This window comes from Lysinibacillus sp. FSL R5-0849, assembly GCF_038595075.1.
In the GTDB taxonomy this organism is placed as follows: Bacteria; Bacillota; Bacilli; order Bacillales_A; family Planococcaceae; genus Lysinibacillus; species Lysinibacillus fusiformis.
The window spans coordinates 1,140,394-1,154,172 of the sequence record NZ_CP152004.1 but is presented as its reverse complement, the minus strand read 5'-3'; the positions used below and the strand labels follow the sequence as shown (position 1 = coordinate 1,154,172).

Here is a 13,779-nt window from a genome sequence, read left to right as displayed (position 1 = left end):
CTATACTTGTTTTTGAGAAAACACGCAAGAAAAAAGCGAACATTTATTCGTTTTTTCTACAAAATAAAAATTTGGATAGTTTTCCTCTACCCAAATTCCTATTTTTCACTCTATATTAATATCGTTTTGTATAGCCGCGTTCTTCCAAACGCTGCATTAAATAATGGCATGTAAATTTCACTGCACGGAGTCGATTTGTATTACGCATACCAGATAAATGAAGTAAGTATGTAAGTGGCTCCTCATCATTGATGGCAATACCAATCCAAACCGTTCCTACTGGCTGATGGTCATGTGCTGTAGGCCCTGCTTCTCCTGTTAACCCAATGCCGATATTTGTCCCAAATTGTTTTCGAATTGCACTTGCCATTGCAGCAGCACATTCATCGCTCACAACGCCGTGTGTATCTATTAATTCTTGTGAAATACCAAGATGCTTTACTTTTGCTTCTGCCGCATAGGTCACTACACCACCAATGAGTGCGTTCCCTACCCCTGGAATTTCCGCAAGCTCTGATTGAAACAACCCTGCCGTTAAACTTTCCGCAGCAGAAATAGTTAGATTATTGTCTACTAGCATTTCAACTGTCTTTGAAACAAGTGAGTCATCATCCACACCATATTGATAGTCACCAACAAGGGCTTGTATCTCTGCTACTTTGGCGGCAATAAGTTGTTGGGCTTGCTGTTCGGTTTCTGCTTTAGCTGTTACGCGTAATGTTACCTCACCATCCGACGCAAGTGGAGCGACAGTTGGATTTGTTTGGGCATCTAAAATATCCTGTACCTGGACTTCAAGTTCGGCCTCACCAATCCCATAAAAACGCATCACATGAGAGGCAATGATCCCTCCATCATTAAGCATCGCAGCAAGCTTAGGTTTCGCCTCAAATTGAAACATAGGCTCAAGCTCTTTTGGTGGCCCTGGGAGTAAAATATACGTACGATTATTATTTTTAAAAATCATACCAGGTGCCATTCCGTGATAATTGGCTAATATTTCGCTTCCAGCTAGAATTAAAGCCTGTTTCCGGTTATTCTCCGTCATAGGACGTCCTCGCTTGGCAAAAAACTGCTCAATATATGTTAATGCAACTTCATCAAATTCTAGAGAAACACCGAGATGGCGTGCAATTGTTTCTTTTGTTAAATCATCTTTCGTAGGTCCTAGTCCTCCCGAAAATATAATTAAATCTGCACGAGATTCTGCCACTTCAATAGCTTGTTCTAAACGTTTTGCATTATCACCAACTACTGTATGGTAAAAAACATTAATGCCTAGCTCGGATAACTGGTTCGAGATAAATCTCGCATTCGTATTCGTAATTTGACCTAATAATAGCTCTGAGCCAACCGCAAGAATTTCAGCATTCATGATTCACAAGACCTTTCTTATTTAGACTCAAGTAAAACACGTCGATTAAGGTAGAAGTAATCCCACCCAGACCATAGCGTAAAGAACAATGCTACATATAGCATAATCATATCAAAAGGAATACCAATGAGTATAAAAATTGTGTTGTGTAAAAGAGCCGCAGCGATTGCTACAATTTGTGCCCAAGTTTTAATTTTGCCAAGCTGATTGGCGGCAACGACCTCTCCGCCACCTGCTAAAATAAGGCGTAAACCCGTAACAGCGAATTCACGGCTAATAATAATGATGATCACCCAGGCTGGTGCCATATCAAGCTCTACCATTAAAATGAAGGCTGCTGACACAAGTAATTTATCAGCTAAGGGATCTAAAAATTTCCCAAATGTAGTCACAAGATTATACTTACGTGCATAATAACCATCTACCCAATCAGTTGTCGAAGCTAAAATAAAAATAAGTGCACCTATAAAATGATGGATTGGCATCTCTGCCCCAAATAGAGTCAATGTTCCCCAGCCAAAATCAAACATCATAACAATGACAAAAAATGGAATAAGTAAGATTCGTGAGATGGTAATTTTATTTGGTATGTTCATTTTTCTAACACCTTTCATGATGAAAGAAAGTAGTCATCACATGATGACTACTGTTCTTTATTGAAATTGATGACGATATTTTGAGTTACAACTTGCTGTGCATACGTGAGAAGCTCGTCATTAATATAGATTTTAGCTTGCGTAGAATTACCAAGACGTATACGAACATAATTTTCAGTCGTCGCGTCGAATTCTACCACTTCACCAGCATTATAAACACGAGTATCCGTTAATAATTCTTGTTGCTGCTGATTACGAATACCAACAAATGTAGGACCTGAAACTTCGATTTTAAGTTTCAATGTATCTGTACCTGTTAACGTGTAAGAAGTTGTTTCTCCATCTGCTTCAACAGTACCTGCGGAAATGGTTTGCTTGATCTCTTCAGTTTGATCAGTTTGATCTTCATCAGTTGGTGTTTCTTCTTTAGAGTCTGTATCTTTTTGGTCATTTTTCAGAGCATCTTTTTCTTCTTTTTCTTTCTTATCTTTGGCACTATCGATAGGCTTGGCATTTGTATCATATTCAATTTCAGGGGATGTTGTGTTGCCCTCGCTTGTCCCTGGACTGTTTTTGGATTGCCATAGCACCCATATTACCACGATGATCACAACAATAAATAACCCAACAATGATTTTTGGCATTGCCTCCATCATTTTATTGGAAGGGCCTTTTGTGACCTTTCTTCTGCTTGGACTATTCGTTATGGATTGACTTACTTGATCATTTGGAGTACTCGGTAGTTCTTTTTTATAAGTCTCTAAAATTTCTTCCGCATTTAAACCAACAGCATCTGCATATTGTTTAATAAAAGCTCGTACATAAAACGAGCCAGGCATAATGGAATAATTGCCCTCTTCAATTCCTACTAAATAACGCTTTTGAATTTTCGTTATTTCTTGTAAATCGTCTAAGCTGTAGCCTTTAGACAGTCTCGCCTCTTTCAGTCGAGTCCCTAATTCTGCCACTAATAACACCTACTTTAACATCAAATTAAAAATTAAATCCACCAAATGAATCGGATTCGGACATATGATTTTTTTCCATTATTTCATAAGTAATTTCTTCATCTGTGTGATGACGTAATTCAATAATATAATCAAAATCCTCTATTTTATATTCGGAATGCTGAACAAACATATCAGGATGCTCTACAACCTTAATGCATGGCATATTCATCATTTCACGCACTAATTGTAGATGTCGCTCATCAGAAGAGCGACGAGTCACAATACCATCTAAAATAAAAATATTATTACGACTAAATTCATCCCCCACTAGTTTATTACGAACGGTTTGTTTTATCATTGTGGATGATAGAAAAATCCACTTTTTATTGGCACAAACACTTGCTGCTACTATAGACTCCGTTTTACCAACGCGTGGCATGCCACGAATACCAATCAGCTTATGTCCCTCTTTTTTAAAGAGTTCGGCCATAAAATCGACTAAAATACCAAGTTCATCTCTTACAAAGTGGAAAGTGTTTTTTTCATCTGCATCTCGAGGAATATAACGACCGTGTCTAATAGCTAAGCGGTCTCGAAGTTTCGGTTGTCGAAATTTGGTCACGTTAATATGTTCCATTGTCGAAACAATTGTACGAAAACGTTCAATTGCCTCATCATTGTCTGTATGCACTAACATACCACGTCGATCCTCATCGACACCATTAATTGAAATAATATTGACACGTAGCATCCCTAAAAGTGAAGCAATATCTCCTAATAATCCAGGGCGATTCACCTGAATCTCATATTCAAAGTACCAATCGCTCAACACACTCGTTCCCTTCCTATTAGTTAACGTAAAAAATCCTTTATAAGTTCCATCATAGCTGATTTTTTATGTAATGGAAAGTTAGAATACATGGAATTACGGCGTTATTTTTAAAAACTTACTAATTTTTTTGAATGCATAGAAATAAGGCTTACATACGTTCCCGTTTTCACTAAAAAATAAATTTTTTATATAGAAAAAAGAGGAGATAAGCTCTCCTCTTTTTTTATTGCACGTGCTTATTTTGGACAAGCTTAACGACACAATTCGCCAAAGCATGCTTTTCATCTTCAGAGGCAACGCCCCATAAATCTGATAGCACTCGCTCTTGCTCGTTTTTAGGATCTACATTTGAAGCTAAATATTCACCAATTTGGACAGCAGCTGCTTGAATCATTTTCTTAGGCATACCACTTGATTCAGCTTGCATAACGTTTTGTCCTAAAAACGATGTCCATTTTTGCCAGTTTTCTAAAATGGTCATATGTTCCTCCTCCTTTACACATGTAGTATGTGTAAAAAAGAATATTATATGTACCAGCCACCATTTAATCGAATGATTTGTCCAGTTACATAATCGGCTTTCCCAGATAAATAAAAGCGAACCATCTCAGCTACGTCTTTTGTTTGCCCAATTGACCCTAAAGGGATATCCTCCAATATATAATTAAGCTCATCTTTACTTAAATGACTGTTCATGGATGTATTAATGAAGCCAGGAGCAATGGCATTTACTCGAATACGAGATAATGCCGCTTCCTTTGCATAGGATTTAACAAATGCATGTTGTGCTCCTTTTACCGTTGCGTACAGCGCCTCACCAGCTGACCCAGCTTCGCCCCATATAGAGCCTATAAATAAAACATAGCTGACATCATGCTGACGAAGCTTTTCAGATAGTAAAGCGGTCAGTCTCATCGGATTTTGAACATGGACTCGCCATAGTGCGTCCATATCTTTTACTGTTGTATCCTCTAGCAGCGAATAATGCGCTTGTCCATTTGCGAAAATAATAGCCTGCACATTAAAAATCTGTGCGGCTACCATTTCTGCTCCTGTTTCAATTGAAAAATCCCCCTGTACAAGCATAAATTCTTGCGCAGGGAAAGTTTTAAAAAGTGTATGACATAAAGTTTCTGCAGCATTTTTATTAGTTGAATAATGTAAATAGATGGACCAGCCTTCTTCTGCTAAGCTATGACAAATAGCGTGACCAATCTCACCTGAAGCACCTAGTACAAGAGCAAACTTTTTCACTAGGCATCCTGCTTACTTGGTAAAATTTTAAACACGGTTTGTTGAGATTCACCTTGTACTGAGGCAAATGCTTTATATAAATCATCAACTGTTAATTCCTCAAGAACCGGGACAACATCAAATAAATTCATGTCATTAAAGGAGTAACGAGTAAATTGATTGGCGATAAACTCAATAGAATTCAAAGCGCGTAAGAAGAAACCAATTTTTTTACGTTTAATACGTTCTAAATCAGCACCTTCAAAGTGTGATTTCCCTTCAAATTTAGCCAATTCTTCTTTTATTGCAGAAGTTAATTTATCAGGCTCTGATGAATCAGAACCGATCATAGCAAATCCAAAACCATTTTCTAATGTAAAATCAAATGCATACGTTTCATCAATTAAACCTTCCTCGTAAACACGTTCATAAAAATTAGATGTACGTCCAAAAATAAGTTCTAGTGCAATTTGAACAGATAGCTCATGCTTTAACATTTCTCGCCCTGACAAATTGGTTTCTTTTGCCTTCAATCCAACATAAACTTTAGGCTTTTGTACATCCATGTTTAATGTCCGTTCATTTATCGCTACCTCTGTTGGTTCTTCATCAAAGAAACGTTGAATGGATACCGGTTCTGAGAACTCCTTTTTTCTTTGATTATCACGAATAAAAGTCATCATTTCCTCAGGGTCCACTGCACCAATCACAAATAATAGCATATTAGATGGGTGATAAAATGTATTGTAGCACGTATATAAATGATCGGCCGTAATGCCATCAATCGATTCAATTGTACCAGCAATATCAATTTTTACTGGGTGATGATGATACATATTTTCAATCGTGCCAAAATATAGGCGCCAATCTGGTTGATCATCATACATGGTAATTTCTTGCCCAATAATTCCTTTTTCTTTGTTGACAGTCGCTTCCGTAAAGTAAGGCTCTTGCACAAAATTCAATAATGTTTCGGTACTTTTGTAAATATTATCAGTTGAAGAGAATAAGTATGCCGTACGCGTAAATGATGTAAAGGCGTTAGCTGAAGCTCCATATTCACTGAACTTTTGGAAGACGTCGCCATCTTCTTTTTCGAACATTTTATGCTCTAAGAAGTGAGCAATTCCATCTGGCACAGTAATGCTTTCTGTTTGACCTATTGGTACAAAAGTGCGATCAATAGAACCGTACTTCGTTGTAAATGTAACAAATGTTTTAGAAAAACCTTTTTTCGGCAAGATATATACATCTAATCCATTTTCAAGCTTTTCATAATAAAGAGTTTCATCTAATTGCTTAAATTCAATTGTTTTCATTGTGCGGCTTGCTCCTTTCCACATAAGAAATAGACCGCTTCAAGCTGCACTTGCTTCGCCATATCCATAACATCTTCCTTCGTCACAGCTTTCCACTTATTAGCCCAAGATTCCACAGAGAATTCCTCTGGTAAATCTTTATATTGATCAAAAATTTCAATTTGTCCACGGGCAGAATCCAAGGACTCTTTTAATTGATTCGTGAGCATTGCTTTTGTTTGTTCTAGCTCTAAATCAGTAATGTTGCCAGATTGCAATGTCGCAAGCTGTTCTTTAATTAGTGATAACGCCTTTTCCTCATTTTTAGCCTCGATACCAGAAACTACAAATACGAGACCATAATGAGAAGCATAGGAGCTAGAAGCATAATAAGCCAAACTTTCTTTTTCACGAACATTCATAAACAATTTAGCGTGTGGATAGCCGCCGAAAATACCATTAAAAATCTGCATTTTAGCAAAGTCCGGACTACCAAATCTTACTGGCGTACTAAAGCCAATGTGAAGCTTCCCTTGCTTCATCTCATGCTGTTCTCGAACATAATCGTTTTGAGGATGTTGTTGCGGAAGAACAGCTGGTACTTCCTCAGGTGTACGATCATTAAATGGTAGCGCTTTTTTTAATTTCGCTACAATTTCCTCTTCATTAATATCCCCAGCAACATAAATATCTATTTTATCGTTAGCTAGCATCGATTGATAAGCCTCAAATAAGGAGGAAGGGGTAATTTTTTGAATTTCCTCAACACTACCATTTGCCGAAATAGATGCTGGTTCGTTTGGTCTTAGGATTTGTTGTAAGCGGAATTGTGCAAAGCGAGATTTATCATCAAAAATAGATTCAATACGTTGTATAACTGTCTTCTTTTCACGTTCCACAATGGATTCCTTAAAAACTCCATTTTCTAAATTTGGCTCAAAAATAGCCGTGTGCAATAAACCAAGCATGTCATTTAACACACTTGTATTTGCTAAATAATGATCATTTACCGTCTCCACATTCATAAGCACTGTATGTTCATTACCTCGTTTAGACGTATCAAAATATAAAACAGTGCCATATAGATCATCTAAGAAGCTTCTGAAAGCAGCAGTTGTTTTATATTTAGCATTACTATGCTGCAGTACATTGGTTAACACAGTACGTTCCGATGCACTTTTAGCTGTTAATGCTCTTCTCCATTTAATTGAAAAATTTACGGTTTTAAATTGGGTCGTTTGTCGGATATGCAAATTGACACCTTTGGCAAAAGGTATAGTTTTAAACATATGAAACCCTCCTATCCTTCTTAATATAACGATGTACTACACATACTATACATGTCTACTGTCTATAATTGCAAAAAGAATCCAAAGTATGTATGGGAAAAATTATAAATTATATGAATTCAACATGAAAAAAAAAGACTGAGCATATTTCACTCAGTCTTTGATCATGACTTATTTTAACGCTTACCTTTAATATATGGTTGACCACTTGCCTTAGGAGCATTCGCTTTACCAATAAAGCCTGCTAAAGCAAGGATTGTTAATACATACGGTAAGATTTGTAGATAAACGGCTGGAACATTTTCAATGAATGGAATTTGGTTCCCTGCAATACTTAATGTTTGTGCTAAACCGAAGAATAGGGCTGCACCTAGCGCGCCAATTGGATGCCATTTCCCGAAAATCATGGCAGCAATCGCCATGAAACCTTGACCAGCAATTGTCGCATGTGAGAAGTCGTGCGTAATTGTTTGTGCATAGACAGCACCACCAAGTCCACCTAGAGCTCCAGAAATCATAACAGCAATATAACGCATTTTATTGACGTTAATTCCCATTGTATCTGCCGCCATTGGGTGTTCACCTACAGCGCGAAGGCGTAAGCCAAATGGTGTTTTATAAATAATAAACCAAGCACCAAATGCTACCACAAACGCCAGAATAGACGTACTGTAAACATCATGGAACAATAAACGGCCAAAGAATGGAATGTCCTCTAAATAAGGAATACCAAAACGGCGAATCGGTTGGTCAATCATATCTGTTTGACCTTTATCATAAATCATTTTTACTAAGAATACAGTAGCAGCTAAGCCTAATAAGTTAATAGCTACCCCTGATACTGTTTGATCGGCACGGAATGAAATAGAAGCAACGGCATGGAAAAGTGAGAAAATCGCACCAATTACAACAGCCGCTAGCATTGCTACCCAAACAGTTGCCGCACCTAATGATGAAGCAAATTCTAAATTGATAAATATACCAACAAAAGCACCAACAATCATTAAGCCCTCTAGCCCGATGTTGACAACACCAGAGCGTTCAGAGAATACCCCACCGATGGCTGTAAAAATCAAGGGTGTTGCATATAGAATCGCTGAAGGGATGATGAAATATAACATTTCTAAAAAGCTCATGTTATTGTCCCTCCTTTTTCTTGCTCAGCTTCTGTAAGCCTACTCGAATAATATAGCCTGATGCTACGAAGAAGATAATTAACGCGATGATAATCGATACAATTTCTTCCGGTATACCAGCAGCATTTGGCATATTTAAAGCACCATATTTTAATGAACCAAAGAGTGATGCCCCGAATACTACGCCAAGCGGTGTATTTGCACCAAGTAAGGCTACGGCGATACCATCGAAACCAATTCCAGTGAAGCCAGGTTTAATGGATGCGTTTTGGAATGTACCTAGAGCTTCCATCGCTCCGCCAAGACCTGCAAACATACCTGAAATAGTCATGGCTAAAATAATGTTTTTGTTAACGCTCATACCAGCATAATCTGCAGCGTTTTTGTTGAACCCTACAGCTTTCAGCTCATATCCACGCGTTGTTTTTTCTAAAATGAACCACATAACAACAACCATTAATAGTGCAACAATGATCCCATAGTGAAGACTTGAGTTGTCTGTAAGCTCTCTTAAAAACGGAGAACGTAATGAAGCTGATTCATGGATACGTTCTGTTTTAAAGCTACCATCTGACAATTTTTTAATGACCGCGTTTGCAATATATAACGCAGTATAGTTAAGCATAATTGTCGCAATTACTTCATGCACTTTAAATTTCGCTTTTAAGAAACCTGCAATAAAGGCCCAAAATGCACCTGCTGCTGCTGCTGCAAGTAACGCCAAAGGTAAGTGTATAACTTTAGGTAGCTCAAATGCATAACCTACCCAAGCTGCTGCTAACCAACCTAAAATAAGCTGACCTTCAACACCAATATTAAACAGCCCTGTACGGAAGGCGAATGCTACTGCAAGTCCTGCTAATATATATGGTGTAATTTGACGAATTGTGTTCCCTATTGAATATGAATCTCCAAAAATACCTGTCCAAAGAGCGATATAACCTTGTACTGGGTCATAGCCACTGACTATCATGACGATAGCCCCTACAATTAAACCGATAATGATAGAGATGATAGGAACGAGTATATTAATGACACGATTTGACATTAGTCGTTCCCCTCCTTCGCATCATGCTTGTTATTTTTTTTACTTTGACCTGCCATTAATAATCCAAGCTCTTGTTCTGTTGTTTCTTTAGGATTTAATTCGTCCACAATTTGACCATCATAAATAACGGCAATGCGATCCGATACATTCATAACCTCATCTAATTCAAAGGAAATTAACAGAACAGCTTTCCCTTTATCACGTTGCTCAATAAGACGCGAGTGAATAAATTCAATCGCCCCTACGTCAAGACCTCGTGTTGGTAGAGCGGCAATTAATAAATCTGGATTACGATCAATTTCACGACCAATAATAGCCTTTTGTTGGTTACCACCAGATAATGCACGAGCAGGTGTCATTTCACCATTACCTGTACGTACGTCGTATTCTTTAATAATTTGATTGGCTTTCTCCGACACTTTTTTATAGTCCATTACAAAGCCTTTAGCTATAGGAGATTGGTAATACGTTTGTAGCGCAATATTATGACCAATCGGGAAATCTAGTACTAAACCATGCTTATGACGGTCTTGCGGAATATGCCCAACGCCTTCTTCTGTTATACTACGAGGCTTCAAATTTGTAATATTTTTACCATTCAGTTCAACAGTACCACTTTTAATTTTACGAAGACCTGTAATCGCCTCGATCAATTCTGATTGACCATTTCCATCTATACCTGCTATACCGACGATTTCACCCTTGCGAACCTTTAAGTTCAGACCTTTTACCTTATCAATATTACGGTAATCCGTTACGACTAAGTCATGGATAGCAAGTACTTCATCAGTTGGATTCGCATCCGTTTTTTCTGTTTTAAATTCAACTTGTCGGCCAACCATCATTTCAGCTAGCTGATCAGGATTTGTGTCAGCGGTTACAACAGTGCCAATTCCTTCACCTTTACGGATAATTGTTACACGATCGGACACTTCCATAATTTCTTTTAGCTTGTGGGTAATCAAAATAATAGATTTCCCCTCAGCAATAAGACGACGCATAATTTGAATTAATTCCGTAATCTCTTGTGGTGTTAAAGAGGCTGTTGGTTCATCAAAAATTAAAATTTCTGCACCACGGTATAATGTTTTTAATATTTCAACACGTTGTTGCATACCAACAGTGATATCTTCAATTTTGGCATTAGGATCTACATCCAAGCCATATTTCTCAGAAAGGGCTTGTACTTTTTTAGATGCATCTTTTATATTGACAATACCCATTTTAGTTGGCTCGGAGCCTAAAATAATATTTTCTGTTACTGTAAAATTCTCTACCAACATAAAGTGCTGATGCACCATACCAATCCCTAAATCATTGGCAACATTTGGGTTTGTAATTTTTACAGCATTCCCACGAACGCGAATTTCGCCACCCTCTGGTTGATACAAACCAAAAAGGACGTTCATCAAAGTCGATTTACCCGCACCATTCTCTCCAAGCAATGCATGGATTTCGCCTTGTTTCAGTTGGAGGGTGATATTATTATTCGCCACGAAATTACCGAATTCTTTCCGGATTCCTAGCATTTCAATCACATATTCCAATATTGTCACTCCCTTAATAGGCACTTTTATAAAGTAATTTCGCCTTAGCGTTTAGTATCTGCCTCTACTATGACTGATGGCACAGATTAGCAATACATCCAGTATTCGAAATGTACATAAACTAGATGACCGTTAGAGCTTTTTTGCTACAGTTCTCTAATTCTTTAGACCGCTTTCGTTACCAAAGGCTATCTTTTATTTACTGATATAATCCCACCTATAGAGGTAGGTGTTTTGCTAAATTAATACAGGAAAGGTCATCGTTAGAAACCTTTCTTCTATTAACTTGTTACCATCATTATCAAAATCTTAATACTACCTCTAAAAGGTTCATATAAATCTAGTTAAATAGAGAATTGCGAATAATCTAAATATAACGATAGATTGAAAAATCATCATAAGGTCCTTCTTAAAAGTCCCTTATGATGATCAAAAGATGAATTATTTTTCCACTTTTTCTGGAACTTCGATTTCACCCTTAGCAATTTTTTCTTTATATTCATCGATTACTTTTTGTACATCTTCTGGAATTGCACCGCGAGAATCCGCAAGTTTAACTCCATCTTCAGCTAAACCATAAACAAGTGTTTCTCCACCAGGGAAGTCACCTTTTTTCGCTCTGTTTGAAATATCTACTACTGCTGTGTTAACTCCTTTTAACATAGAAGTTAAAGTTACGTTTGTTTTATCGTCTACTTTACCTTCTTCGTATTGGTCAGCATCTACACCGATAACCCATACATCTGCATTCGGATCTTTTGCTTTTCGTTCTTTTGCTTCAGAGAATACACCATTACCAGTTGCACCAGCAGCGTGGAAGATGACATCTACACCTGAAGAGTACATGCTGTTAGCAGTGATTTTTCCTAGATCTGCTTTATCAAATGCACCTGTGTATTTTACTTGGATGTCGATATCTGGATTTACTGCTTTAGCGCCTTCAACAAAACCAGCGTGGAAGCGGTTAATAACTGGAATATCTACGCCACCTACGAAGCCGATTTTACCTGATTTAGACATTTTAGCTGCAGCAACACCAGCTAAGAAAGCACCTTCTTGCTCTTTGAACAGTACGTTTACTACGTTGTCTGCTTTCACTTCAGCATCAATCAACGCAAAGTGATTGTCTGGATTTTCAGCTGCTACTGCATCGATTGCATCAGCCATCATGAAACCGATACCATAAACTAAGTTAAAGTCACGACGCACTAAGTTGTTTAAGTTTGTTTCATAGTCAGCATCTGAAGCTGATTGTAGGTAGTCGAAACCACCATCACCTTTTTTAAGACCGTGTTCTTTTCCGTAAGCTTGAACACCTTCCCATGCAGATTGGTTGAATGATTTGTCATCAACGCCACCTACGTCAGTAACCATTGCTACTGAAAATGATTCTTCTGATGTTTCTCCACCTGAAGTGTTATCATTTTCTTTTGCAGGCTTTTCGTCTTTTGTACCACAAGCACCTAAAATTGCACTTGCCGCTAATACTGATGTTAATACTAAACCAAATTTACGTTTTTTCATTTAATTAACCCCCCAAAGGTATTGTAATTAGCAGGAAAAAAATTTAGAAATGTTCTACACCCGTTTACGAACTACATGGAAGCTGAATTTATCAGCTCGGAAATAATTTTTTGAATAGAGCACTACTTGATCATGGTCATCGTAATGCAACTGCTTTAACACTAAAAGAGCTGTTTCACGTCCACAGTTTAAAATCGGTGAAGCTTGTTCATGATACCCAACTGGATCAATGTACGTAACCGCATAGGCCACATGGATTTTTCCAGATTGCTCAAGAGCAGAGAACAGTGAAACTTCTTTTTTTTCGACAAAGTCAGTAGGCAGGAAGCTTGCGGGTAGCTTGTCTATACAGTAAACTACGGGCTCACCGTCCGCTGTTCTGACACGTTCAATTGTGAGTATTTTATCGTCGCCATCACATTGGAAGCGTTTTAAATCTTCCTCAGAAGGGATGTGCTCGGCCGCTTTTAAAAAACGCGAACCAGGCTCCATACCCGCTGCCTCGATCATAGAAGAAATGCTCGATAAATGCTCGATGCCTGATGTAAACAACGGCTTAGGGTTGACAAAAGTCCCAACCCCGTGTCGGCGCACAATCACATTTTCCTCTTCCAACAGTCGAAGTGCCTCTCTAAGTGTTGCTCGACTGACTCCGAGTGATTTCGATAATTCAAATTCTGAAGGCAGCTTTTCATTTTCTTTAAAAATGCCAGCCTCAATGTCAGATTTTAAACGATCGATTACTTGAAGATAGAGATGACGATGATCTGCTTTAATAGTCACATATATCACCACCAAAATCAGAGATCAGACATCTGATGTACAACATTCCTACTAATCGTTCATAAATATAACATTTTTGCAGAATGAAATAAACAGTTTTAAATAAAATCTGTTATAGAATTCATTCTTTCTTCAAATTCGTTGCAAATAAATGGACAAATATACAGA

Annotated in this window: 13 protein-coding genes; all 13 read right to left on the bottom strand. The window is 37.7% G+C overall.

Annotated elements, in window-relative coordinates:
* Positions 1-115: 115 nt before the first annotated feature.
* The 13 genes from MKY80_RS05390 to MKY80_RS05330 all read right to left on the bottom strand — a co-directional run bounded on the left by MKY80_RS05390 (position 116) and on the right by MKY80_RS05330 (position 13,611).
* A complete protein-coding gene (locus MKY80_RS05390; RefSeq protein WP_342532320.1) occupies positions 116-1,375 on the bottom strand; it encodes a competence/damage-inducible protein A in 1,260 nt (419 codons plus the stop codon).
* 17 nt (positions 1,376-1,392) lie between these two features.
* The gene (pgsA, locus tag MKY80_RS05385; protein WP_008178927.1) at positions 1,393-1,971 is read right to left on the bottom strand and encodes a CDP-diacylglycerol--glycerol-3-phosphate 3-phosphatidyltransferase; all 579 of its coding nucleotides are present in this window, start codon (positions 1,969-1,971) and stop codon (positions 1,393-1,395) included.
* 47 nt (positions 1,972-2,018) lie between these two features.
* The gene (locus MKY80_RS05380; protein ID WP_008178929.1) at positions 2,019-2,948 is read right to left on the bottom strand and encodes a helix-turn-helix domain-containing protein; all 930 of its coding nucleotides are present in this window, start codon (positions 2,946-2,948) and stop codon (positions 2,019-2,021) included.
* A 16-nt stretch (positions 2,949-2,964) separates the two neighbouring features.
* Entirely contained in the window at positions 2,965-3,750 is a 786-nt protein-coding gene (locus MKY80_RS05375) for a DUF3388 domain-containing protein (protein ID WP_008178931.1), read from the bottom strand.
* Positions 3,751-3,976: 226 nt separating this feature from the next.
* Positions 3,977-4,234: a DUF3243 domain-containing protein gene (locus tag MKY80_RS05370; protein ID WP_008178933.1), complete on the bottom strand. Its 258-nt coding sequence runs from the start codon at positions 4,232-4,234 to the stop codon at positions 3,977-3,979.
* Positions 4,235-4,278: 44 nt separating this feature from the next.
* The gene (locus MKY80_RS05365; RefSeq protein WP_089985366.1) at positions 4,279-5,007 is read right to left on the bottom strand and encodes an SDR family oxidoreductase; all 729 of its coding nucleotides are present in this window, start codon (positions 5,005-5,007) and stop codon (positions 4,279-4,281) included.
* Positions 5,007-6,305, bottom strand: a complete 1,299-nt coding sequence (locus MKY80_RS05360) for a pitrilysin family protein (RefSeq protein ID WP_089985365.1) — start codon at positions 6,303-6,305, stop codon at positions 5,007-5,009. Before MKY80_RS05360 ends, MKY80_RS05365 begins: the two co-directional genes overlap by 1 nt.
* Entirely contained in the window at positions 6,302-7,573 is a 1,272-nt protein-coding gene (locus tag MKY80_RS05355) for a pitrilysin family protein (protein ID WP_008178938.1), read from the bottom strand. Before MKY80_RS05355 ends, MKY80_RS05360 begins: the two co-directional genes overlap by 4 nt.
* A gap of 176 nt (positions 7,574-7,749) precedes the next feature.
* On the bottom strand, positions 7,750-8,709 hold the full coding sequence (locus tag MKY80_RS05350; RefSeq protein WP_008178940.1) for an ABC transporter permease: 960 nt from the start codon (positions 8,707-8,709) through the stop codon (positions 7,750-7,752).
* A 1-nt stretch (position 8,710) separates the two neighbouring features.
* Entirely contained in the window at positions 8,711-9,757 is a 1,047-nt protein-coding gene (locus tag MKY80_RS05345) for an ABC transporter permease (protein WP_008178943.1), read from the bottom strand.
* On the bottom strand, positions 9,757-11,304 hold the full coding sequence (locus tag MKY80_RS05340) for an ABC transporter ATP-binding protein (RefSeq protein WP_043990541.1): 1,548 nt from the start codon (positions 11,302-11,304) through the stop codon (positions 9,757-9,759). The genes MKY80_RS05345 and MKY80_RS05340 overlap by 1 nt, the downstream gene beginning before the upstream one ends.
* Before the next feature lie 441 nt (positions 11,305-11,745).
* Positions 11,746-12,828, bottom strand: coding sequence for a BMP family protein (locus MKY80_RS05335; RefSeq protein WP_312145795.1), 1,083 nt, complete (start codon positions 12,826-12,828; stop codon positions 11,746-11,748).
* 54 nt (positions 12,829-12,882) lie between these two features.
* Positions 12,883-13,611, bottom strand: coding sequence for a GntR family transcriptional regulator (locus MKY80_RS05330; RefSeq protein ID WP_008178950.1), 729 nt, complete (start codon positions 13,609-13,611; stop codon positions 12,883-12,885).
* Positions 13,612-13,779 lie beyond the last annotated feature (168 nt).

Coding starts and splice junctions, on each gene's coding strand:
- MKY80_RS05390 (WP_342532320.1), bottom strand. CDS start 1,375: ATGAATGCTGAAATTCTTGCGGTTGGCTCAGAGCTATTATTAGGTCAA.
- pgsA (WP_008178927.1), bottom strand. CDS start 1,971: ATGAACATACCAAATAAAATTACCATCTCACGAATCTTACTTATTCCA.
- MKY80_RS05370 (WP_008178933.1), bottom strand. CDS start 4,234: ATGACCATTTTAGAAAACTGGCAAAAATGGACATCGTTTTTAGGACAA.
- MKY80_RS05360 (WP_089985365.1), bottom strand. CDS start 6,305: ATGAAAACAATTGAATTTAAGCAATTAGATGAAACTCTTTATTATGAA.
- MKY80_RS05355 (WP_008178938.1), bottom strand. CDS start 7,573: ATGTTTAAAACTATACCTTTTGCCAAAGGTGTCAATTTGCATATCCGA.
- MKY80_RS05350 (WP_008178940.1), bottom strand. CDS start 8,709: ATGAGCTTTTTAGAAATGTTATATTTCATCATCCCTTCAGCGATTCTA.
- MKY80_RS05345 (WP_008178943.1), bottom strand. CDS start 9,757: ATGTCAAATCGTGTCATTAATATACTCGTTCCTATCATCTCTATCATT.
- MKY80_RS05335 (WP_312145795.1), bottom strand. CDS start 12,828: ATGAAAAAACGTAAATTTGGTTTAGTATTAACATCAGTATTAGCGGCA.